The 26657-nt window shown below is 38.2% G+C and carries 27 protein-coding genes; 22 read left to right on the plus strand and 5 right to left on the minus strand.

What is annotated here, in order from left to right; all coding sequences use genetic code 11:
* Positions 1–162 precede the first annotated feature (162 nt).
* The 9 genes from AC3ANL_RS09585 (at position 163) to qoxD (ending at position 8802) form a co-directional block, all read left to right on the plus strand.
* A complete protein-coding gene (locus AC3ANL_RS09585; RefSeq protein WP_488328980.1) occupies positions 163–1350 on the plus strand; it encodes a CaiB/BaiF CoA transferase family protein in 1188 nt (395 codons plus the stop codon).
* Positions 1351–1388: 38 nt separating this feature from the next.
* A complete protein-coding gene (locus tag AC3ANL_RS09590) occupies positions 1389–2171 on the plus strand; it encodes an enoyl-CoA hydratase-related protein (RefSeq protein ID WP_488328981.1) in 783 nt (260 codons plus the stop codon).
* A 22-nt stretch (positions 2172–2193) separates the two neighbouring features.
* On the plus strand, positions 2194–2970 hold the full coding sequence (locus AC3ANL_RS09595) for an enoyl-CoA hydratase/isomerase family protein (protein ID WP_488328982.1): 777 nt from the start codon (positions 2194–2196) through the stop codon (positions 2968–2970).
* Between the two features lie 29 nt (positions 2971–2999).
* Complete coding sequence (locus AC3ANL_RS09600; protein ID WP_488328983.1) at positions 3000–3845, plus strand: 3-hydroxybutyryl-CoA dehydrogenase; 846 nt, start codon at positions 3000–3002, stop codon at positions 3843–3845.
* Positions 3846–4069: 224 nt separating this feature from the next.
* Positions 4070–4384: a PaaI family thioesterase gene (locus AC3ANL_RS09605; RefSeq protein ID WP_488328984.1), complete on the plus strand. Its 315-nt coding sequence runs from the start codon at positions 4070–4072 to the stop codon at positions 4382–4384.
* Between the two features lie 623 nt (positions 4385–5007).
* Entirely contained in the window at positions 5008–5925 is a 918-nt protein-coding gene (qoxA, locus tag AC3ANL_RS09610; RefSeq protein ID WP_488328985.1) for a cytochrome aa3 quinol oxidase subunit II, read from the plus strand.
* A gap of 51 nt (positions 5926–5976) precedes the next feature.
* Positions 5977–7923: a cytochrome aa3 quinol oxidase subunit I gene (gene qoxB / locus AC3ANL_RS09615; protein WP_488328986.1), complete on the plus strand. Its 1947-nt coding sequence runs from the start codon at positions 5977–5979 to the stop codon at positions 7921–7923.
* On the plus strand, positions 7923–8519 hold the full coding sequence (gene qoxC, locus AC3ANL_RS09620; protein ID WP_488328987.1) for a cytochrome aa3 quinol oxidase subunit III: 597 nt from the start codon (positions 7923–7925) through the stop codon (positions 8517–8519). Before qoxB ends, qoxC begins: the two co-directional genes overlap by 1 nt.
* 1 nt (position 8520) lies before the next feature.
* A complete protein-coding gene (gene qoxD, locus AC3ANL_RS09625; protein ID WP_488328988.1) occupies positions 8521–8802 on the plus strand; it encodes a cytochrome aa3 quinol oxidase subunit IV in 282 nt (93 codons plus the stop codon).
* 56 nt (positions 8803–8858) lie between these two features.
* On the opposite strand, the gene AC3ANL_RS09630 is transcribed toward qoxD, so the two are convergent.
* On the minus strand, positions 8859–9119 hold the full coding sequence (locus AC3ANL_RS09630) for a hypothetical protein (protein ID WP_488328989.1): 261 nt from the start codon (positions 9117–9119) through the stop codon (positions 8859–8861).
* Positions 9120–9392: 273 nt separating this feature from the next.
* Between AC3ANL_RS09630 and AC3ANL_RS09635 the strand changes: the two genes are divergently transcribed.
* The 3 genes from AC3ANL_RS09635 to AC3ANL_RS09645 are packed head-to-tail and all read left to right on the plus strand — an operon-like array spanning position 9393 to position 11026.
* Positions 9393–9845 (plus strand): MarR family winged helix-turn-helix transcriptional regulator, encoded by a 453-nt coding sequence (locus AC3ANL_RS09635; RefSeq protein ID WP_488328990.1) that lies wholly within the window; start codon positions 9393–9395, stop codon positions 9843–9845.
* Between the two features lie 26 nt (positions 9846–9871).
* A complete protein-coding gene (gene paiA / locus AC3ANL_RS09640; protein ID WP_488328991.1) occupies positions 9872–10390 on the plus strand; it encodes a spermidine/spermine N(1)-acetyltransferase in 519 nt (172 codons plus the stop codon).
* 24 nt (positions 10391–10414) lie between these two features.
* Positions 10415–11026 (plus strand): FMN-binding negative transcriptional regulator, encoded by a 612-nt coding sequence (locus AC3ANL_RS09645; RefSeq protein WP_488328992.1) that lies wholly within the window; start codon positions 10415–10417, stop codon positions 11024–11026.
* Positions 11027–11243: 217 nt separating this feature from the next.
* Here the strand turns inward: AC3ANL_RS09645 and AC3ANL_RS09650 are convergent, their stop codons facing one another.
* The 4 genes from AC3ANL_RS09650 to hppD all read right to left on the minus strand — a co-directional run bounded on the left by AC3ANL_RS09650 (position 11244) and on the right by hppD (position 15866).
* The gene (locus AC3ANL_RS09650; RefSeq protein ID WP_488328993.1) at positions 11244–12401 is read right to left on the minus strand and encodes a homogentisate 1,2-dioxygenase; all 1158 of its coding nucleotides are present in this window, start codon (positions 12399–12401) and stop codon (positions 11244–11246) included.
* A 44-nt stretch (positions 12402–12445) separates the two neighbouring features.
* A complete protein-coding gene (gene fahA / locus AC3ANL_RS09655; protein ID WP_488328994.1) occupies positions 12446–13744 on the minus strand; it encodes a fumarylacetoacetase in 1299 nt (432 codons plus the stop codon).
* Between the two features lies 1 nt (position 13745).
* Positions 13746–14681, minus strand: coding sequence for a hypothetical protein (locus AC3ANL_RS09660; protein WP_488328995.1), 936 nt, complete (start codon positions 14679–14681; stop codon positions 13746–13748).
* Positions 14682–14744: 63 nt separating this feature from the next.
* Positions 14745–15866 (minus strand): 4-hydroxyphenylpyruvate dioxygenase, encoded by a 1122-nt coding sequence (gene hppD, locus AC3ANL_RS09665; protein ID WP_488328996.1) that lies wholly within the window; start codon positions 15864–15866, stop codon positions 14745–14747.
* 231 nt (positions 15867–16097) lie between these two features.
* Here hppD and AC3ANL_RS09670 point away from each other — a divergent pair, with 231 nt between their 5' ends.
* From AC3ANL_RS09670 to AC3ANL_RS09715, 10 genes are all read left to right on the plus strand, one after another.
* Positions 16098–16340, plus strand: coding sequence for a DUF1450 domain-containing protein (locus AC3ANL_RS09670; protein ID WP_488328997.1), 243 nt, complete (start codon positions 16098–16100; stop codon positions 16338–16340).
* Between the two features lie 160 nt (positions 16341–16500).
* Positions 16501–17142: a hypothetical protein gene (locus tag AC3ANL_RS09675; RefSeq protein ID WP_488328998.1), complete on the plus strand. Its 642-nt coding sequence runs from the start codon at positions 16501–16503 to the stop codon at positions 17140–17142.
* 348 nt (positions 17143–17490) lie between these two features.
* Positions 17491–18171 (plus strand): GntR family transcriptional regulator, encoded by a 681-nt coding sequence (locus AC3ANL_RS09680; protein ID WP_488328999.1) that lies wholly within the window; start codon positions 17491–17493, stop codon positions 18169–18171.
* Positions 18172–18208: 37 nt separating this feature from the next.
* Positions 18209–19099 (plus strand): hydroxymethylglutaryl-CoA lyase, encoded by an 891-nt coding sequence (locus AC3ANL_RS09685; protein ID WP_488329000.1) that lies wholly within the window; start codon positions 18209–18211, stop codon positions 19097–19099.
* A gap of 121 nt (positions 19100–19220) precedes the next feature.
* Positions 19221–20381 carry a CaiB/BaiF CoA transferase family protein gene (locus AC3ANL_RS09690; RefSeq protein WP_488329001.1) on the plus strand — a complete coding sequence of 387 codons (1161 nt, stop codon included), beginning with the start codon at positions 19221–19223 and terminating at the stop codon, positions 20379–20381.
* A gap of 153 nt (positions 20382–20534) precedes the next feature.
* Entirely contained in the window at positions 20535–21869 is a 1335-nt protein-coding gene (locus tag AC3ANL_RS09695; protein ID WP_488329002.1) for a CitMHS family transporter, read from the plus strand.
* Between the two features lie 157 nt (positions 21870–22026).
* Complete coding sequence (locus tag AC3ANL_RS09700) at positions 22027–22329, plus strand: YerC/YecD family TrpR-related protein (RefSeq protein ID WP_488329003.1); 303 nt, start codon at positions 22027–22029, stop codon at positions 22327–22329.
* Between the two features lie 128 nt (positions 22330–22457).
* The gene (locus AC3ANL_RS09705) at positions 22458–23777 is read left to right on the plus strand and encodes an FAD-binding oxidoreductase (protein WP_488329004.1); all 1320 of its coding nucleotides are present in this window, start codon (positions 22458–22460) and stop codon (positions 23775–23777) included.
* A 2-nt stretch (positions 23778–23779) separates the two neighbouring features.
* Positions 23780–25132: a (Fe-S)-binding protein gene (locus tag AC3ANL_RS09710; protein WP_488329005.1), complete on the plus strand. Its 1353-nt coding sequence runs from the start codon at positions 23780–23782 to the stop codon at positions 25130–25132.
* On the plus strand, positions 25132–26598 hold the full coding sequence (locus tag AC3ANL_RS09715) for an FAD-linked oxidase C-terminal domain-containing protein (RefSeq protein WP_488329006.1): 1467 nt from the start codon (positions 25132–25134) through the stop codon (positions 26596–26598). Before AC3ANL_RS09710 ends, AC3ANL_RS09715 begins: the two co-directional genes overlap by 1 nt.
* Positions 26599–26657: the final 59 nt, after the last annotated feature.

Here is a 26657-nt window from a genome sequence, read left to right on the forward strand (position 1 = left end):
GTCTTGTGCCGCGTCTTACTCTCGGTTATCTCAATACGAGTGATACTAACTTCTTCCAAGCCCTGCATCAAGAACCACTATCATTTAAACTACCAGAAGAAATAGCAGTGATAGCTCGAACAAATTTTAGAAAAATACTATGAATATGGAAAGGAGAAAAAAATGGCTGGAGCATTAGAAGGTTTAAAAATATTAGATTTCAGTACATTAGTTCCGGGACCATACGCAACCATGTGTTTAGCCGATATGGGAGCAGAGGTATTAAGGATAAAATCGGGGTCGAGACCTGATGTAGTCGATTTTCTACCACCTTTTCTTCCTGGCACAGAGATGTCAGCCGTTTCGGCACAATTGAGCAGGAACAAAAAGGTTATGCCTCTCAATCTTAAGGATCCTCGTGCAGTAGAAGTGATTCACCAGCTTTTAGGCGAGTACGATATTATCATTGAACAATTCCGCCCAGGTGTAATGGCGAAGTTGAACCTTGATTACGAGAGTCTTAGGAAAGTAAATCGGCGATTAATCTATTGCTCGTTAACAGGATACGGTCAAACAGGATCGATGAGAGATCGTGCAGGTCATGACATTAACTACATAGCTATTTCAGGTGTCGCTTCTTATTCAGGAAAGAAAGAGTCGGGGCCGCCATTGATGGGCGTAGCAATTGCGGATATTGCTTCTGGGTCCAACAATGCCATTATTGGAATTCTTTCGGCAGTTATTTATCGTGAGCGAACTGGGAATGGTCAGCATATCGATGTTTCCATGACCGATGGAATGATTGCCTTTAATACGTTTATGCAGGGTGCTAGCTATCTAGTAAATGGAAAAGGCATTGGTATGGAGGAAAACCTTATTAATGGCGGCTCTCTATACGATTACTACGAAACGTTGGATGGCAGATACCTTAGTTTTGGCGGTGTAGAGCCTCAATTTTTCAAGGCGTTTTGTCAAACCATTGGCAGACCTGAATTCGCTGCTGGAGGCGTAGCGCCAAAGGATCTGGCTCAAATTAAAGAAGAGATTCGAGAGATTTTAAAGACGAAAACACTTGATGTGTGGATGGATTTATTTAATGTTGTTGATGCCTGCGTTGAACCTGTGTTAACCCTTGGTGAAGTATTAGAGGGACCGCTCGTTCATGAGCGAGGTATGGTCGTTGAGGTACCTGGTCCTTATGGTACAAAGGTAAAACAAATTGCCAATCCTATTAAGTTTTCAGAGTCTGTTCCTCAGTATTGTCACACGGGTATCCCTCTATCAAAGGCTAATACAGAAGAGGTGATGAAAAATCTCGGCTATTCTCAAGAGGAAATTGAGGAATTTGGCAATACTGGGCTATTCAGTTAATTGAGTTTATTTTTCAAGAATAGGAGGGAGGTAAAAAAATGTTGACGACTCTATTTGTAAAATTAAATGTTGAAAATAAGACGGCTGTTATTACAATAGAAAATCCGCCATTAAATGCGCTTAGTGCTCAGATTATGGAAGAACTGGATCAAACTTTAGACGTCGTGAAGCTGAATTCTGCTGTTCAAACTGTGATTATTAGTGGCGGCGGTGACAAAGCTTTTGTTGCTGGAGCCGATATCAAACAATTTATCAATATGACTCCTGAAGTAGGATATGACCTAGTGAAAATTGGACACCAGACTTTTAATAAGATTGAAAACTTGGAGGTGCCAGTGATAGCGGCGATTGAAGGATTCACTCTTGGTGCTGGCTGTGAGCTGGCAATGGCGTGTGATATTCGAATTGCAGGTGAAAAATCGGTATTCGGACAGCCTGAGGTGAATTTAGGAATTATTCCAGGCTATGGAGGAACGCAGCGTTTACCTAGATTAGTAGGAGCTGGAAAGGCGAAGGAGCTTATTTTTACCGGAGATAACATCGATGCAAGTGAAGCATACCGAATTGGTTTGGTAGAAATTCTCGTTCCAGCTGGAGAAGCCCTTAAACGTGCACATTCTCTAGCTTCAAAGATGCAGAAAAAAGGGCCACTGGCTATCAAAGCTGGCAAAAAAGCAATTACCCGAGGATTGGATTTGCAGATTGAAGAAGCATTGGAGCTGGAGGCAGTCGAATTTAAAAGCCTTTGTTCCACGGACGATCAAAAGGAAGGTGCGCGAGCATTCTTAGCGAAGGAAAAGCCACAGTTTCAGGGAAAATAAATTTAAAAGGGGGGAAATACCTATGTCTCAACCTATCCTAGTAAAAATTGCGGACGGTATCGGTTCTATTTTTCTCAATCGTCCTCAAAAGTTGAATTCTCTATCTACAGATTTAGTAGAGGGACTAACAGAAGCGCTGTTAAGCCTGGATAAAAACCCTGAGGTGAAGGTAATCCTTTTATCGGGTGAAGGGAAATCCTATTGCGCAGGAGGAGATTTAGAAACCATTCAGCAATTTACAAAACAGAGTGAAGTTGCCTCTTACATGGAGAAAGCGATTAATGTTACCCGCGTGATATTGAATATGGATAAATATGTGATTTCTGCTGTTCATGGGTATGCTGCGGGAGCAGGTTTTAGCCTTGCGCTAGCTTCTGATTTTATCGTCGCAGACTCGTCGGCAAAGTTTGGGTTGAGCTTTGTGAATATTGGGGTAATTCCGGACTTAGGCTTAATAAAGTTGTTATCTGAACGAGTGCCAACTACTATAACTAAGGAATGGATTGTTTCCGGGAAGATTTTAGGAGTAGAAGAGGCAAAGAGTTGGGGGATTGTCAATAAGGTGGTTGAAGGTGATTTACTTCAGGGAGCAAGTGAATTTGCCCAGGTACTCTTGAAGGGTCCGCCATTAAGTAATCGCTATGTGAAAAAAATGTTGAACCATTCGGTGCAGCTCCCATGGGAAGCATTTTTAGAGCAAGAATGTATGGTCCAAGCCCACCTGATATCTAGTGAGGATCTTAAAGAGGGTGTGAACGCATTCTTGGAAAAACGTGCACCAGAATTTAAAGGTTTTTAAGATTAGATGAAATTTTGGGAGGTTGTAACATGACAATCAAAACAATTGGTGTAATTGGAGCCGGGAGCATGGGGTCTGGTATTGCTCAGGTTGCTGCATGCGCAGGTTTCCAAGTCATATTATCGGATATCCAAGAGGACTTTTTAACCAGAAGTTTAGGCATTATTGGAAAAAGCTTAGAAAAGCTCTCTTCTAAGGGGAAATTAAACGACTCAGTTGAAACCATTTTAAATCGGTTTACAGTCACTACTAGATTGGAAGATTTGAAGGACGCTGATTTAGTTTTTGAGGTTATCATCGAGAACATGGAGAAAAAGAAAGAATTGTATCGGAATATTGATCAAATATGCAAAGCAGAAGCAATTTTTTGCTCTAATACATCCGGTTTAAGTATTACAGAGATGGCTTCTGCTACAAAACGGGCTGATCGTGTCATCGGAACTCACTTTTTTAACCCTGTGCCACTGATGGAATTAGTCGAAATTATCCGTGGCAATGATACCTCGGATGAAACCTATATAATTGCCAAAGATTTGTGTGAGAGCTTTGGGAAAAAATCAATAACCGTTAATGAAGCGCCATTGTTTGCAGTAAATAGAATACTGGCGCCAATGATAAACGAGGCTATATTTGTCCTTCAAGAAGGCGTTGCAACAAGGGAAGATATTGATCTTGGTATGAAATTGGGAGCCAATCATCCGATTGGACCCTTAGCGCTGGCTGATATGATTGGTCTGGACGTAATGCTGATGGTAATGGAAACTCTCTATGGAGAAACAGCTGACTCCAAATACCGACCTGCCACACTATTACGAAAACTGGTTCGGGCAGGACACTACGGCAGAAAAACCGGCCGTGGATTTTATGAGTATTAAAAATTAGCATTGGTGGCACCTTGGTCCCACTCATCACCACACGGGGACAAATTATCCGTTTTGTCCTTCTTGGGCGAATAGTAGAAAAAGGTAGATTTTTTTGTATTTGATTTCAAACTTTTTTAGCATTGTATTTTGAGGTGATACAGCTGGAAACAAAGTATATTAAAAACGCATTTGACCATTTACTCAATTGCAAATACGAAAAAATAAGTGATACCAATTTGAAAGTAATCTTGCCTGTTCAGCCACTACTGTTGAATACAGTAGGGTATGTTCAAGGAGGGATAATTAGCTTGTTAGCTGACCTAGCTATGGGAAATACATGTAATGCCTTAGTAGAAGAGCAAAACACTATTCAATCCGTCGTAACAGTCGACCTAAAAACAACCTATCTAAAAGGTGCAAAGGGTGACTTTATAACAGCAGACGCACACCTAATTAAAAAGGGAAGAACTTTCAACCACGTCGACTGTAACATTTACAATGACCAAAACGAATTAGTTGCAAGAGCAACCGGCATATTTGCTAACATATGACCGTTTCTTAACTTCACCGTCTGAAATCAAAAAACTGTGTATGGTCATCATACACAGTTTTTTGTGTATTTTTATTCCTTCTATTTTATATTTCTTTTTGTTCAATTTTTGAACTATGTTCTTGTATTTCTAAGAATCAAAAACTAATAGTATCTCAGAATAATTTATCTTTAATTCGAGATAAAAATATCGAGAATAGAGTTAGTTGTCAAATTTTCATTCTTCTTTTAGTGAGATTCGTTTTCCATTGTATTTGTTAATGTATTCTTCTATGAGAAGGGCACCTTGTGAAAAAAAAATATTAAGGATAAACATAAAATCACCTGGGGAACGAAGCAATTGAATGGCAACTGCCAGGGGGGATTATTTTAGATTGTTTGAAAAAGTAGAATTATATTCTCCTAACCTACTTATAATAGTAAAACTTTTTTGAAAAAGCTAATGATTAGCACAGTCTTCCAGTACTGGAAATGTGATTATGAACATTTTGTGACATATTTCACATTCCCTTTTCTTTTTTTAAGAATGATTATAAAATGGGTTTACTTGAGTGTGATTTATATCACTACATACCCAATTATTCATACAAAACGTTTGGGATAAAAATAGAAAGGGGCACCCCTATGAAAATGAAATGGGCTTTATTAACATTAATTTTCACGATTTTCACATTGCTAACTGGTTGTGAGCCATTATTAGTTTTAGATCCTAAAGGACCTCAAGCGCAAACACAAGCTAATGACATTATAATTTCAATTGTAATAATGGCGTTTATTGTTCTTGTTGTTTTTGCTATTTTAATCTTTGTGTTAGTTAAATACCGTGCTTCTAAACAAAGTAAAGATTATGAGCCTCCACATATTGAAGGCAGTCCTCTCGTGGAAGCGATTTGTGTGGGGATTCCAATAATAATTGTCGCAGTTCTTTCCTTTATGTCTGTTCAATCAAACTATAAAGTGGAAGCAACACCAAAGGGATATGAAGATCAAAAGCCTTTGGTTATTTATGCGTCTTCATCTAACTGGAAATGGCATTTCAGCTACCCAGAAGAAAATATTGAAACAGTGAACTACTTGTATATTCCAACAAACCGTCCGATTGAATTTAAACTGTATTCATATGGACCAATCACTAGTTTTTGGATTCCCCAGCTTGGCGGACAAAAATATGCGATGTCAGACATGGTTAATACATTACATTTAGTAGCAGACTCTCCAGGGGAATTGATGGGTCGGAATGTAAACTTTAGTGGTAAAGGTACTGCTGAAAATACTTTCCCAGTCGAATCAATGAGTGAAGAAAAATTTGATGACTGGGTGAAAGAAGTAAAAGAAACAGCGAAACCTCTTACGGAAGAAAAATTCGATGAGTTATTAAAACCAGGTCACCTTGGACGTTCCACCTATACAGGTACACATTTGAAATTCTCACCTCCACCAGAAGGTCATGCCAATATGGAAAATATGGATAAGAATATGGATATGGATCACATGGATGAGAATATGAATATGGACGATATGGATCACATGGATCACAAATAATAGTAAACTAGTATGTTCTATTTTTTAAATGATGAAAGGAGTCACCAACCTATGGATTTCTTTGATAGATTTGCAGTACCAAATCCAGAACCTGCTATATATGCATCAATGGTTGCCATTGGTCTTGCTGTTATTGCGATTATCGCAGGCTTGACTTATTTTAAAAAATGGGGCTATCTTTGGCGGGAATGGTTAACAACAGTTGACCACAAACGAATCGGAATTATGTATTTAGTTTCCGCATTATTGATGTTATTCCGCGGAGGCGTAGATGCGATTATGCTGCGTGCTCAGCTTGCTGTACCTGATAACAAGTTGTTAGATGCACAGCATTATAATGAAATCTTTTCAACACACGGTGTCGTAATGATCATGTTTATGGCGATGCCATTTATTATGGCCTTAATGAATGTCGTTGTTCCTTTACAAATTGGAGCTCGAGATGTAGCCTTTCCACGATTAAACGCAATCAGTTTCTGGTTATTCTTTGCTGGCGCAATGTTATTTAACATTTCCTTTGTTATTGGCGGGTCACCAGATGCAGGCTGGACTTCCTACTTCCCGCTTGCCGGTACTGAATTCAGCGAATCTGTTGGTACCAACTATTATATGATTGCCCTTCAAATAGCGGGGCTGGGTACATTGATGACAGGGATTAACTTTATCACGACCATCCTTAGAATGAGGGCACCAGGGATGACATTAATGAAGATGCCAATGTTTACATGGTCTTCTCTTGTTGCTAACGTCATTATTGTATTCGCGTTCCCTGTTTTAACAGTAGCTCTAGCGATGGGAACAATGGACCGACTATTTGGAACAAACTTCTTTACCACGACAAATGGTGGTATGGATATGCTTTGGGCTAACTTGTTCTGGGTTTGGGGACATCCTGAAGTATATATCCTTATTATGCCAGCATTCGGTATTTATAGTGAAGTCATTTCAACCTTTGCACGCCGAAATCTCTATGGATACAAATCAATGGTGGCATCAATGGTCGTTATATCGCTGCTTTCCTTCTTAGTTTGGGTTCACCATTTCTTTACTATGGGGCAGGGTGCATTAACAAACAGTATTTTCTCGATTACAACAATGGCAATTGCTGTTCCTACAGGGGTTAAGATCTTTAACTGGCTGTTTACGCTATGGAAAGGGAAAATTACCATTACCACTCCTATGTTATACTCCTTGCTTTTCATCCCGTTATTTACAATTGGCGGGGTAACAGGGGTTATGCTTGCGATGTCAGCGGCAGACTACCAATATCATAATACGATGTTCTTAGTTGCGCATTTCCATAACGTGATTATTCCTGGGGTCGTATTTGCTATGCTAGCAGGTCTTACCTATTACTGGCCAAAGATGTTTGGTTTTATGTTAAATGAGAAGATTGGTAAATGGACCGCATGGTTACTGTCAATTGGTTTCGTGTTAGCCTTCTTCCCAATGTATATTACAGGTTTAGATGGTCAAGCTCGTCGTATGTACACATACTCTGAATCGACTGGTTTTGGACCATTGAATATGGTTTCATTTGGCGGAGCGGCAATTATGGCAGTAGGTTTTGCCTTAATTGTGTATAACATTTATTATAGTGTTCGTTATGCTTCGAGAAATATTAGTGCTGACCCTTGGGATGCACGTTCTCTTGAATGGGCTACACACAGTCCTGTACCAGAATATAACTTTGCGATTACGCCACAAGTTAAATCTTCTCAAGCATTCTGGGATGCAAAGAAAAATGGACATGTATTATTTAAAGGTGAATATGAAAAAATTCATATGCCGAATAATAGCGGGTTACCAGTGAGCCTTGGAGGTATCTTCTTCGTCTGGGGCTTCGCGTTTGTATTTGCTATTTGGCCGCTATTAATTTTAGCAACTCTAGGAATCTTTGGTTGTATGGCTTATCGTTCATTCGAAAAAGATCATGGCCGCTACATCTCTGTCGAAGAGATTGAAGAAACTGAAACAAAATTGCGAGGTGCGAAATAATGAAAATAGATCACTCGCTGCCACTTGAATATAGTACAGAACAAAATAAAACAAATATTTTAGGTTTCTGGATTTTCCTAGGAGCCGAAATCCTGCTGTTTGCAACGCTTTTCTCGTCCTTTTTCACATTAGTGAATCGGACAGGTAATGGTCCAACAGGTGCAGAATTGTTTCAAATCACACCAGTCCTTATTGAAACTATTCTACTATTAACAAGTAGTTTTACAATCGGACTTGGCATTCATGCCATGCGGATTGGCAACAAGAAGGCGACAATGACCTTCTTTGCGATTACCCTTTTACTTGGACTAGGATTTTTAAGTTTTGAAATCTTTGAATTTATTACGTACGTACACGAAGGGGCAGCATTACAAACGAGCGCTTTTACAGCGATCCTTTTAACAACTTTAGGAACACACGGTGCCCACGTTACATTTGGTTTTTTCTGGGGATTATTTATCCTAATGCAAGTGAAAAAGCGGGGATTAACTCCTGAAACAGCCAATAAATCTTTTATTTTCTCTCTTTATTGGCATTTCTTGGATGTGGTTTGGATTTTCATTTTCAGCTTCATCTATCTGAAAGGAATGATGTAAGATGAAAGAATTATTCCCGATGAAACAGGTTCTCGGATTTGTATCTTCCCTGCTGCTTACCATGATTGCTTTAGCTGTTTACTTTTTAGACATGTCCTTCACAGCAGGAATGACGATTCTTTTGTTAACTGCGTTCATACAAGCGGGCGTTCAGCTTGTTGTATTTATGCACGCTGGTGAAACGAAGGATAAAGGGGCCATTTATACGACTCTTTACTATGCAATAGTCATTGCACTAGTTACTGTCTTTGGTACCTTGCTAACAATGATTTGGAATATGTAGCTGAATATTTCTCGAAATTTAAATGTTTTCAACTAAGATTATAGAAAAAGGAGCGCTTACAATGGCGCTCCTTTTTTGCGTTTAATATGTGATATTGGAATCCCTTTAAAAGATTTTTCAGTCATTTCTTCTGTTAAAACGAAAAATACTCCCATAATAAAGATAAATACTGCCCCTACTGCTGCCCCAATTCCACTGCCTATTAAAAGAATGGAACCGTTTCCGAAAAAACCAATTAAGAATGAGATTAAGCCAATAATAAGAAATGTTCCCCCAACATACTTCACTGCATTAAGTAGTTTTTCTTTAGATTTCATAACTGTCATCCCCCTTTACTTATATTATTCACTTTGTTCACAAAATTGTCAAAAATTATTTTTGATATATCTTTACATTTTCTTTCACTTGCTATCTTATATTTTCATCATGACCGATCATCATGATCGATCAAGGTAGTAAGAGACGTTCTCATTCGTCATTTCTTCACCAAAAACATTATTTTTTGTTGCAAATACAACAAAAAAAGATTAAATTTAAAATATTCCATTTTTATTGTATTTGCAACTAAAATATCTACTAAGGAGTTAATTATGAAGGAAATTCTTCGTGAAATTGGAATGATAGCAAGGGCATTAGATTCTATAAGTAATATAGAATTTAGAGAATATGACCTTACAAAAGGGCAGTATTTGTACCTTGTGCGAATATGTGAAAATCCCGGAATCATTCAAGAAAAGTTAGCTGAAATGATAAAAGTAGACCGAACAACAGCAGCTCGTGCTATAAAAAAACTTGAAATGAATGGCTTTATTGAAAAGAAAGACGATCAACATAACAAAAAAATAAAAAAGCTCTTTCCAACGGAGCAAGGGAAAAATGTTTATCCTTTTATAAGACGAGAAAATGATTATTCCAATCTTGTCGCATTAGCTGGATTTTCCGAAACAGAAGTAGAAACCATTTTTAATCTTCTTCAAAGAGTTCGAAAAAATATTGAAATAGACTGGGAATTTGTAAAAAAGGGAAACAAAAGAAATTATTAATTATATAAAAGGAGCGATATATAAAAATGACTATAAATCTAAAAAAATGCACACTTGAAGATTTACGCATACTTCAAGAAATTAGTTATGAAACATTTAATGAGACATTTAAGCATCAGAACTCACCCGAAAATATGAATGCGTACCTGGAAAGGGCATTTAACTTAGAACAATTAGAAAAAGAATTATCCAATGTTTCTTCGCAATTCTTTTTTGTTTATTTTAATAATGAAGTCGCTGGATATTTAAAGGTTAATACCAATGATGCTCAGTCTGAAGAAATGGGTGATGAATCACTTGAAATCGAGAGGATTTATATAAATCACAAATTTCAAAAACATGGGCTTGGTAAATATCTGCTAAATAAAGCTATTGAAATTGCGCTGGAACGTAATAAACAGAAAATCTGGCTAGGCGTTTGGGAAAAAAATGAAAATGCTATTGCTTTTTATAAGAAAATGGGGTTTGTTCAAACTGGAGCCCATTCTTTTTATATGGGTGATGAAGAACAAATGGACTTAATAATGACCAAAACACTCATATAACTTTTTTTGAAAGGTGGAATCATTATGTATATACCTAAACATTTTAAAATCGATGATGAAAATATTATTTATGACTTTATCGAAAAGTACGGCTTTGCAACTTTATTTTCACAGCATAACGGAGAACCCTACGCTACTCATCTTCCACTGATCTTAAATAGATCTGAAAATGCTTTATATGGTCATTTTGCTCATCCGAACGAACAATGGAAGGATGCTGAAAACCAACAAGTTCTTGTGGTTTTCCAAGGTCCACACTGTTATATTTCACCTTCTTGGTACGAAACAATGAAAGCAGTGCCTACTTGGAATTATGTGTCCATTCATTTATATGGGAAGATAGAGATTATTGAAGATGAAAAAGTGATATTCGATTCATTAAATGACTTAGTAAATAAATATGAAAATCCGGATAGTCCATACAATTTAAGTGATGTAGACCCTAGTTTTATCGAAGGCATGAGTAAAGGAATTGTAGCATTTAGAATAAACATCACAAAAATTGAAGCAAAGGCTAAATTAAGTCAAAATCATCCTGTGGAACGACAAGAGTTAATTATTAAGAACCTAGAAAACACTTCTAAACAGGATAACATACAAGTGGCATCTCTTATGAGGAAAAATCTACAAAAATAAAAGTTATTCAATGCAGTTTTGTTGAGTGCTTATGTTGAATGTATATTAAATGTTTTTTTTTGTTTAGGTTGTAATAATATAAAAAATTATAAAAAAAAGCCCTAGCAGGTGAAAAAACTTGCTAGGGCTTATTTAAGGTTAAGGTAAGGAATCAATCTATTATGAGAGAGGATCGCTCCTTTTATGGGGTCAATCGAGCATTAGCGATTTTTGGTAATTATTTTTCCAGCCAACTGCTCATATATTCCTCAACTTCGATATCATGAGCAGCCTTTACGATATAGAGCGGTTGGAATGTATCGACCATGACCGCAAGTTCCTGAGTTTCTTTTTTGCCAATACTTGCTTCAATCTTGCCAGGATGTGGTCCATGCGGTAGACCGCTCGGATGAAGGGTAATTGAACCTTCTTCAATTCCACGGCGGCTCATAAAGTCCCCATCAACATAATAGAGGACCTCGTCACTGTCCACATTACTGTGAACATAAGGAGCAGGGATAGCGTCAGGATGGTAGTCATATAACCGTGGTACAAATGAACAAATAACATAATTATGTGCCTCAAATGTTTGATGGACTGGTGGCGGCTGATGAACGCGACCTGTAATGGGTTCGAAATCATGAATGCTGAATGCATAAGGGTAAAGGAATCCATCCCATCCCACCGCATCAAGCGGATGAAAATCATACGTATAGGAAGTAAGCATTCCTTGTGCCCGTACTCGGATTTCAAATTCACCCTTTTCATTTTTCGGCTCCAATCTTTCTGGAGTACGGATATCACGCTCGCAAAAAGGTGAATGCTCAAGAAGCTGTCCAAATTCATTTCGATAGCGCTTTGGTGTTAAAATGGATGAATTTGATTCTACAATAAAAAAGCGAGCTTCTTCAGATTCCAAAACAACACGATAGGTTGTGCCAATCGGAATAACCAGGTAGTCTCCAGGCCCAAAACTCAATTCGCCAAAAATGCTTTCTACTTTACCAGTTCCTTCATGAACAAATAACAATTCATCGCCTTCACCATTGCGATAAAAATAATCCATCTGTTTATTAGGACGTGCTACGCCAAGCGCTACATCATCGTTTGCCAGGAAAATTTTGCGTGCTGCAAGAAAATCCCCGCCTGATTCTGTATTCCATGTCCGAAAATGACGGTGTCTTAATGCGCCTTTTTCTTCAAACTCATAACGAACATCACCAATTTTTTCTGCCTTTTTTACTTGTGTTGGCGGATTGATATGATAAATAAGTGATTGGATACTTGAGAAACCTTTCGTACCCATCAATTGCTCATAATAAAGGCTTCCGTCTTCTTGACGAAACTGTGTATGACGTTTGTGGGGAATACGGCCCATTTTTACATAATAGGTCATTGTATAAACTCCTTTTTTTCTTTTATTGAATTAATAATAGGATTTTAGATTTTTAGAGGTGTTTGATTAGCTAATATATTAGCTTCCGAAAGAGCAGGCAATATTTTACCGTTTACTTCACCAAAACCAATTCGATAACCATCTCCCTGGCACCAGCCACTGATCGTTATTGTATCTCCATCTTCGATCCAGCAGCGTACACCACCGTCTTTAAGCGGTACCGGTTGTGAGCCGCGCCAGGCAAGTTCTAGAAGGCTGCCACGTTCTTCTCTATCTGGACCGCTTATTGTGCCTGATGCTTGCATATCGCCTGGGCGTATGTTACATCCCGTTATGGTATGATGTGCCAATTGTTGAGCAATTGACCAATACAAATAGTTAAAGTTGGTTTTGGTAATTCTCGTTTCTATCTCAGAACTTTCAGGAGTCAAATAAACTTCTAGATTAATATTAAATGACCCATCTTTTGCTTGCTGGAGGTAAGGAAACGGCTCTGGTTCCTGCTTTGGTCCAGCTTTGCGAAAAGGTTCTAAAGCTTCAAGTGGCACAACCCAGGGTGAGATGGAAGTGGCAAAATTTTTGGCGAGGAAAGGGCCAAGCGGTTGGTATTCCCATGCTTGAATATCACGCGCACTCCAGTCATTTACAAGGACGAGACCAAAAACATGATCTTCAGCCTGATTGATGGGAATAGGTTCACCAAGCGGGTTGCCTGGTCCAATAAACCAACCAACTTCAAGCTCAAAATCAAGTTGAGTAGAAGGTCCGAAAATTGGATACTCTGTATCTATTGGTTTTCGCTGACCGAGTGGACGTCGAACCGGGGTTCCACTTGGTACAATGGAACTAGTTCGCCCATGATATCCAATCGGCAAGTGTGTCCAATTTGGCATGAGTGCGTTATCCTTTCCTCTAAAAATTGTTCCTACATTGGTTGCATGCTCTTTCGAGGCATAGAAATCTGTATAGTCTCCAATGTCCGCCGATAGAAGCATGTCTACATCGGTCATTAAATGAAATGCTTTTGAACGAAGCTCATCGTTATCACGTAAATCAGCTGTATTTGCATCCAAGAGGTACTGAAGTTTCGTTCGTACAGCAGACCAGACTTTACGTCCAAGTGCCATAAATGGATTCAGTGTAGAAACAGAAAAGATATTCTTTTGTTCCGCACCTGTTCCATTTAATAATCCGGCTTCATCAATTACTAATAAATCAAGAACATAATCGCCAATCGCAGTACCAACACGAGGGGATTCACCTTTTTTTTGAAAAATGCCGTACGGTAAGTTTTGTATCGGAAAATGTGAGTCTAATTTAGTTTTGATAAAGGAATGTTTCATATCATTGCCTCCCATGAAATATTTTCAGTTCCCCTAGTTCTTCTCGTGGCTCATCAAAGCTGCAACTCCCGTATGAAAGGGCAAAAATATTGCGTGCCTCATTTATATCAGCGGAATTGACTGCTAAATTGCGCCAGGCGAGCGTGTTTGTTGTAAATGAAAAATTTGCCGGATCTTCGTCAAGTAATATCGCTTTAATGGTTTCATTCGTAATTGAATGGCAATAGGCCATAATAGAAGCGGTAAATACATTAACGAAACCGTGCATAGATGTTTCCACCTCTTTTCGATACCGACGAATCGGATGATGAAGACCTGCAGTAAATTTAAGGGCAAGACCTCGTTTTTGGCATTCATGGATGACGAACGCTGCTTTATCCGCAGTGGGAAACAAGTCTGCTGTAATACCACCCATACGTAATTTGATTCCCACAGGTCTAAAAGATCTTTGATTAATCATCTTAAGAGAATCCAAAGTGGCTAGTAGTTGATCAATTGTTCCGTCGATTTCACAAAAAATTCGGTACCCCTCGTTCAGTTTATCAAGTTTCTCAAAAGTAGCAGGATTAAATTGTGATTGTGGAGGGACTTCAATAGCTTCTATCGTGCCAGCTGTTTTATAGGTTTCCGAAAAAAGTTGAATAGCCTCCATATCTGTTTCGATGTCTCCAGATTTTGTAAGAATAATAGATAAACGAAGGGGATATTGTTCATTAAATTGAGCTCTAAAAGGAATTAGTTCGCTTAAACGGGAAGCAGGAATAACAAACGGACCAAGCATCCAGCTATCAGAACCATGTATATATGAATTAAAATTGAAGATTGCTTCTTGAAGAGATAGGGCAGCTGGCGGAAAAATTCCAGCATAATCAATGAGTTCTGTCATGAAATGACTGACCGCATCCACTTTCCACATCACATTTACTTTTGTTAACAATAACCAAACACCTCCTTGAAAAGGAGGTCATACCGTATATCTCACTGGTATGACCGGGTAATATTAAATATTTCCTCTGAGCTCCTGTTCACGTTCAATCGATTCAAATAATGCTTTAAAGTTTCCATCACCGAAACCAAGTGCCCCTTTACGTTGAATAATTTCAATAAACATTGTTGGTCGGTCAACGAGTGGTTTTGTAAAGATTTGAAGCAAATAACCTTCATCATCACGATCGACAAGAATATTAAGTTCCTGTAGTCTTTTTATATCTTCATCAATATCACCTACACGTTTTGCTAAATCTTCATAGTAAGTATTAGGAGTAGACAAAAACTCAACACCATTTTCTTTTAGTGCAGCCACTGTACCAATAATATCGTTAGTTAAAAGGGCAAGATGTTGAACACCTGGTCCATTATAGTAATCTAGGTATTCTTGAATCTGAGATTTGCGTTTTCCTTCAGCAGGCTCATTAATTGGGAACTTAATGCGTCCCGTTCCATTCATCATCACCTTGGACATAAGTGCAGAGTATTCTGTAGAAATGTCTTCGTCATCAAAGTGTTTAAGAACAGTAAAGCCGAATACTTTTTCATAATAGCTTACCCATTCTTCCATTACCTCTACATTACCAACAAGGTGATCGACACCAATTAAGCCTGTAGGGTTTGCACCTAAGATGTCCTCACGAGCTTCAAACCCTGGCATAAATGCACCTTTATAATCAAGCGGTTCAACAAGCGTATGAATCGTATCGCCGTATGTTCCGAGGATAGCTTTTTTCACTTTGCCATTTTGATCTTCTTCAACCCATGGATCCCGAATGGAAATACCTCCGCGTTCTATCGCACCCGCATAGGTTTTTTCTAAATCTTGTACAAAAAGGGCAATATCTTTAACACCTTCACCATGAGTTTTAATAAATGCAGCTATGTCAGTACTATCTGATAATGTACCAGTTAGAATTAATCGGATGGCCCCCTGTTCCATTACGTAAGATACTCGGTCCCTAGAACCAGTTTCTAGTCCTTTATAAGCCACCAGCTTGAAACCATAAGCTTTTGCATAATAATAGGCCGCTTGCTTTGCATTTCCAGTATAAATTTCTACGTAATGTACATTTTTGACAGGAAATATTTCCTCTTTTTTTGTTGTAGTAGAATTAATCATTTTTTCAGCCATATTTTCCAGCTCCTTTGTTTGATTTTATAAACAAACAGAATTTTCTAAATTCAATTCCTGTAATGTCAATCATCATAATATATTAAAAATGAGCGTGCAAACCTAGGTTTTAACGCGTTTTTTCCGTGCGGCATTAATGCGTTAAAGCTAGTTTGCGTTTAGGTGTATTCTTGCATGTATTTTCAATATTCACTTAAAATGTTGACAATAAAATTCAAAGGGGTGATAAGAATGAATATTAAAGTGAAATTCTGTCCTTGCAATTTCGAAGACGAATTGGAAACCACAAAAGAAAAATTAAGGGAGCGCGAAGATTTGGAGGTAATTGAAGAAAGATGCTTATTATATTGTGGACAATGCTTAATGGAACCATTTGCACTTGTGAATGGTAAAAATTTAGTTACAGACGAACCCGAAAGCCTTTATCAAAAAATTGATCAATATGTACATGGGACAAAACAAGGAGCTGTGTAAAAAAGAAATCAATAGTTTGATATAGATAGTATCTAACCATAAGTCTGGTAGTACCAAGAATCCATAACGCTTCAGAATAAACTTGGTTATGCTATAATAAAAAAAAGCCCTGCTATGAATCCAAAGTAGGGCATTCTTTGATTCTGAAGGAGTAAAACTGATGACCGCATTGATTGGTAAGAAGTTTGAAGATGGTGTGTTAATAATGGCTGATAAAAGAATTACCTATAGAGGAACAGCTAATTTTAGTGATGATGAAAAAAAAATAATAGTGTTAAATCAAAATGTCATTTTTGCGTTTGCTGGTGTTAAAAATATCATTGATATACCTTTAGAAGAACTTAAAAAATTCGCTCTAAGAACAAGTTCCCTGGACGATATCGAAACACATACTCAAAAATTATTTAGTACTTCTTTGGAATTGTTCAGAAAAACATATCCTGACCAAGATTATACAACTGTCTATATTTTGGCTGGTTTTGATGCAAACGACATGCCCCGCGTTACTTATTTCTCTTCAGATGATTTCTTCCAAAAAAGTAACCCTCTTGATTTTTTTTATAAAACGTTTCCAAATACAGAAATGATGACTCTACGGAGCTTTTTACTAAACGAAGTCGATATTTCTAGGAAAAATATAAATTATTACATCCATAAATTTTTTTTAGCAATCCGTCAAATAAACAATAAAAAGGTAAGTCAAACTGCTTATTCAATCTTTTTGTCCAAGAAAGGTTTATTTGAAATTGATATTGATAAAAAGGGAAAATATAGAATGATTAAATTAGACATGGATAGATAACTCTTTTGAAAACAGAAGAAGAAAGGTATTGTTTTTAGAAGTCATTTACTTTAACACTGTGAATTGTAATTGTTTTAAAGTGATAATACTTTGAAGTATAGGATTGCCCTTTTAGAAAATTGATTATAAAATTTAGAAAAATCAGAAATGATTTTATTTTTTCTTGTATTAACACTATTAGCACAGTAGAATAAGGGGGTATATATCCGAAAAAACATGCAAATATTTGGCTATTTTAAATTTATCCACAATAGTCAAACTCAACAAATTGTATAAGATTAGGTTGGACCAAGAAAATATATATTCTTGTATACAAAAACAGAAAATTGCGACTATGGATGTGTTAGGATGAAATCGAAAATGCTACAGTCCCAAACTCTTCAAGTACAGGTTTATGAATATTTACATGAAAAAATTGTAAGCGGCAACATACCGCCTGGACAACGAATTGTTGAGGAGAAAATTTCAAAGGAAACAGGAATTAGTAGAAGTCCGATTCGTGAAGCGATTCGCCGGCTAAACAGCGATGGATTAGTTTCCGTCAGTCCGAGAGGCGGTGTAAGAGTTTTCCGGCCAACCATTTCGGATTTTAAATATCTTTTCGAATGCAGGTTGAGTATGGAGCCAACAGGTGCATATTATGCTGCTTTACGTATGAATGAGAAGCAACGTAATCATTTATCAAATTTAGTGGTTGATATGAACTTAATGGTTGAAAAGAAAGATCTTAGCAAATTAAAGAATCTAAGCACTCAATTTCACTTCCTAATTGTAGAGGCAAGTGGAAATCCATACTTGCTGAAAATGATGAATCAGCTTTATTCATTAATAACTTTTTATCGTAATGCTGTAATAAATATTCCAATGCGATTGGAAGAGGGAGCAAAAGAACATCAAGCTGTATGGCTGGCTCTTCAAAATAGGGATGGAAAAGCAGCAGAGGAGTTAATGAAGGCTCATATTCAACGTGATTATCAATTTTATACCTCGATGTACTCAGATTTAAAAAATATAGAAAGCGAAACTTAATTAATTAAACAATTTGAGAATTGGAGTGGTTTTATCAGTGATTTTTCCTCAAAGGATTAAAATTCGTGATGTTACATTGAGAGATGGGTTGCAAAATGAACCAGTATTTGTAGACACTAAAGAAAAGATAAACAAAATAAATCATTTAATTTCAGCAGGATTTGATCGCTTGGAAGTCACTTCCTTTGTCCATCCCAAGTGGGTTCCTGCCTTGAAGGATGCAGATGAACTATCAAATAATCTACCAATGGTTGAAGGAGTAGAATATGACGCGTTAGTACCTAATAAAAGGGGATTAGATAGATTCCTAACATCAAAGATCCATAACGCCCTTTTTTTCCTTTCTGCAAGCACAAAACATAACAAAGCAAACTTAAATAAAAGTACAGATGAATCTTTACTAGAAATAAAAGAATTAATTGAAGAAACAAATAAAAAGGAAAGAAAAACTATTGGTGCGATTGCTACTGCATTTGTTTGTCCATTTGATGGAATTGTACCTTACTCGGAAGTGGAGAGAGTTGCCGAGTACCTCGTCAACCAAGGAGTTAATGAACTAGGCTTGGGAGATACCATTGGAAAAGCGACACCGAGACAAGTATATGAATATATCAGTCGTTTAGCTGAGAAGTTTCCAGACACCCCTATTGGGCTTCATCTCCATGACACGTACGGGTACGGATTGGCTAATGTAATGGCTGGTATCCAGGCGGGTGTCTATTTAGTGGATGTCGCCCAAGCAGGACTAGGAGGATGTCCCTATGCCCCTGGGTCTCCTGGTAATATCAAGGCGAGCAGTGTTGCAGAATTTTTAGAACAACAAAATATGCAAACTGGATTGAATCTTGATATCTTAAAGGAATTAGATTGTTCATTTCCCCAATTGTTAAGGGATGCTAAGGTGTTAACAAAAACCGTACAATGTTAGTCATACTGAAAATCATCTATATTAAAATCGGTATACAAAAACTGAATATTCAAAATATTTTTCTATTCAAAGATATCTTGAACGTAAACAACTCACCTAATTATGGGAAAGGAGAGAGTCAATGAGAAAACCATTAGATGGAATTAAAGTATTAGAATTAGGGAATTTCGTAGCAGCTCCGTTTGCCGGAAAGATTTTTGGTGAATTTGGTGCAGAGGTGATTAAAGTAGAGGATCCAAAGAGTGGTGATTCCTTACGAAATTGGCGTGTTATGCATAAAGGAACATCACTGTGGTGGTATGTACATGCTCGAAATAAAAAATCGATAACACTTAACCTTCGCGAAGTAGAAGGCCAGAATATGGTGCGAGAATTAGCAAAAGAAGCAGATGTTGTTATTGAAAATTTTCGTCCCGGAACGTTAGAAAGATGGGGAATCGGTTATGAGGATTTAAAGAATATAAACCCAAGTATTATTATGACCCGTATCTCTGGTTATGGTCAAACAGGACCTTACCGAGACAAAGCTGGTTTTGGCAGTGTTGCAGAATCCATGGGCGGTCTTAGATATTTGACTGGATTTCCTGATCGGCCTCCAGTTCGTGTTGGGTTAGCTGTTGGTGATTCTATTGCAGGTCTTTATGCTGTTAATGGCACTTTACTGGCATTAAGAGCAAGAGATATGGATCCATTGAAAAGAGGACAGTTTGTAGACGTTGCACTTACTGAGTCTGTTTTCTCTTTGCTTGAGGGAGTCCTCCCGGAATATGATATGAAAGGTATTGTAAGAGAAAGGACGGGAGCTACCTTAGAAGGAATTGCCCCATCTAATACGTATCTATGTTCGGACGGAAAATATATCGTGATTGCAGCAAATAGTGATAGCATTTTCAAACGCTTTGCGATTGCTATTGGACGACAAGATTTTGCGGAAAATTCTGAGTATGCAAATAACCAAGGAAGAGCAAAGCATTCAGAATACCTCGATCAAATCATAGAGGAATGGACAAGGAGACATACACAAAAGGAGGTGCAAAGAATCCTTGATGAAGCTGGTGTGCCTGTAGGTCCTATCTATAGTATTGAAGAAATTGTTAATGATGAGCAGTTCCAAGCGCGCGATATGCTTCAAACGGTTACGCTTCCTGATGGAGAGCAGGTACTAGTTCCAGGTATAGTCCCAAAATTATCTGAAACTCCTGGCACCATTGAATGGATTGGTCCTAAACTCGGACAACATAATGAAGAGATAATTGGTAATAAACTATGTAAGCAAAAGTAGTATATATTATTGAAACAGCTTGATTTATGTATATCTATGAAATAAATGAAGTGTTAAAAGTCATTCTATAACTACTAGTGACAAAGCGACTGTTGCAATTAAAGACACCATTGATCCCACACCAATAACGAACATTGGGGAGGAATAAAGTTTATGTTGTCTATTTTAGGATTTGCCATGATTTTCACCTTTTTGTTTTTGATTTTGACAAAACGTACATCTCCGTTTCTGGGCCTAACATTAGTACCTATCATTTTTGGTTTAATTGGGGGATTCGGACCAAAAATAGGCACGTTGATGATGGATGGGATTCTAAAAGTATCACCTACTGCCGTTCTATTATTATTTGCCATTTTGTATTTTGGTATCATGCTAGACACAGGGTTATTTGATCCACTAACCTCAAAGATCATCAAGTTAGCTAAAGGAGATCCATTAAAGATAATTGTCGGAACTGCTGTATTAGCAGGATTAATAGGATTTGACGGGGATGGATCAACGACCATGATGATTGTTGTTACGGCTCTGCTTCCGCTTTATAAAAAACTTGGAATCAGTCCTATTATTTTGGCATCGATTACAATCATGCAAATAGGAATCACAACTCTTGTTCCTTGGGGAGGCCCTGCAGGAAGGGTAGCAAGTGTACTACATCTTAATCCAACTGATTTATATCTTAAAATGCTGCCAGGGATGATTGTAAGTTTGCTGTTCGTTATCTCTGTTGCTTATTTTATCGGTTTGAAAGAACGAGCAAGATATAAAAAGGAAAGCAGTGGATCACTTTCTATTCCTGATGCAGGGATAGTAGAAGCCGCAATTGAAAGCGGAACAATTGAGAACATTGGACCAGAAAGCCAAATCCTGAAACGGCCAAAATTAATTTGGATTAACTTTTTTCTATCAACTGTGATAATGATAGCCATTGTACTAGAATGGCTGCCTGCTGCAGTACTGTTTATCATCGGAACCGCTATTGCACTGTTAATTAATTATCCAGAATTAAATGGTCAACGTGATCGATTAGCTGCTCATGCACCTAATGCTTTAGCCGTTGTTGCGGTGGTTCTGGCAGCTGGGATTTTCTCAGGGATATTTAAAGGCACACCAATTTCAGAGTCTATGGCACAATCGCTGGTGTCAATTATCCCTAGCAACTTGGGTCCTTTTATGGCTTTAATTACTGCTATTCTTAGTGCGCCTGCCCTTTTCTTAATTGGTCCAGATGGGTTTTATTTTGGGGTTTTGCCAATCTTAGCTGAAACAGCTTCTACTTACGGGATAGATGCTTTAAAAATTGGAACCGCTTCCTTATATGGCACTCCATTCGGAATTATGGGTCCACTTGTTGCGTCTGTTTATTTACTTATCAACATAACAGGTATCACATTAGGTGATCTCCATAAACATGCAGCAAAATGGTCTCTAGGTATTTTGCTTATCTATATCATCATTGGTGTATTTTTAGGAACAATTTCATTAGGGTAATCCAAATGCATTATAGTAGGCAGACTGTCCATTGAATTGACGAGTCTGCCTACTTACTTTAACTACAGGAGTAAAATTTTGTGACGAAGAAAAAATGGTCCTAGTTTCTTCTATATATACTCGAAAAAAAATTTCCATATGCAAGTGGAGGTAGACAATGTATATAAAAAAATTACCCGAGAGAACCGTTGTTCAGCTATTTAATTCAATCCTATCTCTACAGACCAAAGAAGAGTGTATGGCATTCTTTGATGATTTGTGTACCATGAATGAGATTAAGTCGTTTATTCAAAGGCTAGAGGTTGCAAGAATGCTAAAAGAAGGTGATACGTACCTGGACATACAAGTAGAAACTGGTGCCTCAACCTCTACAATTACAAGAATTAAGAAACTTTTGGATTATGGTAGTGAGGGTTACCCAATGGTATTAGACCGCATAGAGACTGCAGCTGAATTTTAATAGAGTAAGCATGGATTTTTTATAATTGAAGTATAAATAAATTTCATCCTCATAAATAATATTAAACCCGGAAACTAAAAAAGAAGTGCTGCGCCATATTATGATGGAACATTAAAGGGGGGATAGTATTGGATACCGCAGAACTTTTGTCTGAATTAGAGGCGATTATACCAGGGAATAGAATCTCCGTAGAAGAGCAAAATCATCCGCTAGGAAACGATGCAAAAGTGATTGTTTATCCGCAATCAGAAGAAGAAATAGCCGCTATTCTCAAATACGCAAATGAAAATGGCAAAAAGGTCTCTGTTGAAGGCAATGGAACGAAAAAAGGGTATGGCGGTTTGTTGGATTTAGTTGATATTTTACTCTCTCTTTCTAACTATAAAGGCATCGTGGAACATGTGGTGGGCGACATGACGTTAACTGTAAAAGCTGGGACAACGTTTAAAGAACTACAAGACTATTTGGCTCAGCATAAGCAAAAAATTTCACTTGACCCTTTCCACCCCGAATCAGCTACTATTGGCGGTATAATAGCATCAAATGAAAGTGGTCCCAAACGGCTGGGTTATGGATCTTCAAGAGACGTTGTTATTGGGCTAAGAATTATATACCCGGATGGCAAGATAATCCGGTCCGGTGGTAAGGTAGTGAAAAATGTAGCAGGCTATGATATGAACAAATTATTTATCGGATCAATGGGTACGTTGGGTGTGTTATCTGAAGTCATTGTAAAGTTACGGCCACTGCCCAAATGTGAAAGATTAATTTTATTATCATTCCCAGCGGGAAGTATGGAAGAAATTCGAGGGTTTACTACACAGCTTCTTGATTCAACCATGGAGCCAGTAACACTTGAACTTCTAAGTCCAAAACTTTCAGAAAAATTGACAGGCGTAAGCTGTTTCACTTTGGCAATTGGACTAGAGGATGTTGAAGCATCTATTCAGTACCAAGAGAATTTTATTCAAGGTATTCAGCCCATACATACTGAATTAAAAATCCTTGCCAATCAAGAAGTACATTCCTTTTGGGAGCAATTTTATTCCCTTACCCCGAATTCGTCTGCAAAAAGCTGCAATGTAACAGAGGCATCTTTAAAAATTGGCGTCATAAATCTGGATGTAACACACGTAATTAAAGAAAGTCATCTTTTAAGCGATTTTCATAATTTAGAAGTTTTAGCTCATGGTGGATTAGGACACGGTTTAGGTCAAATAAACCTTAAAGGAGCAAAAAAGGATATCGTTTCAGCCATCCAACAAATTAGAAGCTCCGTCACAAGACTGGGTGGATATGCCATAGTCAAGCATTTGCCTTTTGATTTGCGAAAGGATGTAAGCACGTGGGGTGAAAAGCCTTCGCATTTCTTCCTATTAGAAGGAATCAAATCAAAGATTGACCCAAACAGGGTTCTTAATCCTAAACGATTTGTTGGAGGAATTTAAAATTGAGTATTAATGAAAAAGATCTAAGGAAAGATCCTGCATGTACCACCGGTCTTAGTAATTATCTCTTGAAAGACCACCCGGATGAAAACAAATGGGCAGATTGTGTCCATTGTGGAATGTGCTTAGAATCATGCCCGACTTATGAGATTACAGGACAGGAACAGCATTCCCCCCGTGGACGCGTTCATTTAATTAAATCGGTGGCAGAAGGTAAACTCACCGTCAATAAGCACTTTATGGATCCGGTATTCGCTTGTCTTGACTGTCGTGCCTGTACAACCGCATGTCCAGCGGATGTTGAAGTCGGCGGACTTATTGAAGAAGCCCGTGGCCAGATTCGCCAGGCGATGCCATTAACAGGTTTGAAAGGAACTGTAAGCAAAGTGTTCCTGCAAGGCTTATTTCCTCATCAAACACGGCTGAATTCACTTGGAAACCTGCTGCGATTCTATCAAAAGAGCGGCTTGCAAAAGGTATTCCGAAAAACAAAGTTGATTAATATCATGCCACAGCATTTAGTTGAGATGGAAACTATCATGCCCGAAATAAAAGAGCCAGTTCGTAAAAAGTACAAAGATACAAAAGTCATTAAGGCCAAAGGTAATACAAAGACTGAAGTATCTATCTTAACCGGCTGTATCATGGATGTTATGTTCAGTGATATTAATGAGGCGACTATTAATGTGTTAACCCGGAACGGAAATGATGTGGCTATTCCAAAAAATCAAACTTGCTGCGGAGCACTGCATGTACATGCTGGTGATCGTGATACAGGAAGAAAGCTGGCAAAACAAAATATCGAAGCTTTTAAAGATTCCGATATGATCATTGTCAATGCAGCTGGTTGTGGGTGTGCACTCAAGGAATATCCTGAATTGTTTCGAGAAGACCCTGAATGGCATGAAAAAGCAGAAGAGTTTGCGGCAAAGGTTGAGGACATTTCGAAATACCTTTATGACACAGGCTACGAAAAACCTAAAGCGGAATTAAAAACAAGAATCACCTATCATGATGCTTGCCATTTGGCACATGGACAGGGAATTCGCCAGGAACCTCGGGATCTCCTACTCGACATTCCTGGGGTGGAGTTGGTCCATATGGCAAATTCGGACAGATGTTGTGGCAGTGCGGGAATTTACAATATTACGAATCCGGAAATGGCCTCTGCCGTGCTTGAAAGAAAAATGGAAAATGTTCCTGAAGATGTAGAAATGATCTCAATGGGGAACCCTGGTTGTATGCTCCAAATGGCAATGGGAGTAAAAAAGTATGGAAGGAACCAAAAAATTGTTCATACGATTCAGCTACTGGATTGGGCCTATCAAAAAGAGGAGAGTATGGAGGGAAAATAATGGCGGTCAAGGGAATCAAATCAAAGGATCATCATATTATTAATCTCGCAAATATTGTAGGGAATGCTCAATCTATCATTTACCATAAGGAAGACTTACTAGCATATGATTGTGATGGCTTTACATTGCATAGGCATTTGCCTAAAGCTGTTGTGTTCCCGAAAAACACAGAAGAAGTGGCAGCACTTGTTAAATATTGTTCCGATAATCAGTTGTCTTTTCTTGCCAGAGGCGCCGGAACGGGATTAAGCGGTGGGGCTATCCCCTTAAATGGAGAGATAATTATTAGCTTAGTCATGATGAAAAGGTTGTTAAGTGTAGATTATGAAAATAGACGTGCTGTAGTTCAACCTGGATTTGTCAACCTTAAACTGACGAACTCGATTGCTGATAAGGGCTATTATTATGCTCCAGATCCATCAAGTCAGTATTGTTGTACAATTGGTGGTAATGTTGCCGAAAATGCTGGGGGCGCTCATTGTCTTAAGTATGGTGTGACAACGAACCATATCCTCGGTGTAGAGGTTGTTTTGCCAAATGGTGACATCGTGGAAATTGCAGCTAATGGAATTCCCGACCAGCCTGGATATGATTTGCTTGGATTGTTAATAGGGTCTGAAGGAACATTGGGGATCGTAACCAAAATAACAGTTCGAATCCTGAAGAACCCGGAAGCAAAGAAAACCGTGTTAGCTTATTTTGATAAAGTGGAGGACGGCAGTCAAGCAGTTTCAGATATCATTTCAGCAGGGATTGTTCCAGCAGCACTAGAAATGATGGATAAAACAGCAATTGAGGGTGTAGAAGCGGCGGCATTCCCCGTGGGACATCCAAAGGATATTGAAGCAGTGCTGCTTATTGAAGTGGATGGAATTGCTGCAGGATTGGATGAGCAAATTCATCAAATCTTGGCAGTCTGTAAAAAAAGAAACGTGCGTGAGGTCAGGGCAGCAAAGGATGAGGAAGAACGAGGCAGATGGTGGGCAAACCGTAAAACGGGATTCGGTGCAATGGGAGCAATATCTCCGGATTATTTAGTACAAGACGGTGTTATTCCTCGAAGCAGGCTGCCGGAAGTTCTTAGCAGAATTAATAAAATTAGCGAAGAGTCCGGACTCCGGATAGCGAATATTTTTCATGCAGGAGACGGGAACCTTCACCCGTTAGTTCTTTTCGATGCTCGAATTCCTGGTCAAAGTGAAAAGGCATTAGAAGTTGGCAGTGCCTGTCTGCAAGTATGTGCTGATGTAGGAGGAACAATCACCGGTGAGCATGGCGTTGGTATTGAGAAAAGAGAAGAAATGCGCTTCGTTTTTACAGATGATGAAATTAAAGCACAAACGGATATTCGTGAAGTGTTCAATCCTCAAAATCTGTTAAATGCAGGAAAACTATTCCCGAGCCCAGGACGCTGCGTGGAAATCAAGACAGACCTAAAAGAAAAAGAAACGACCCTTTCAAAATAAACTATACAGCTGTTTCGATAAAACCTAAGGAGGAATCTCACTTTGACAAACTATGTGAA

It is taken from the genome of Neobacillus sp. DHD-1R (assembly GCF_057747995.1).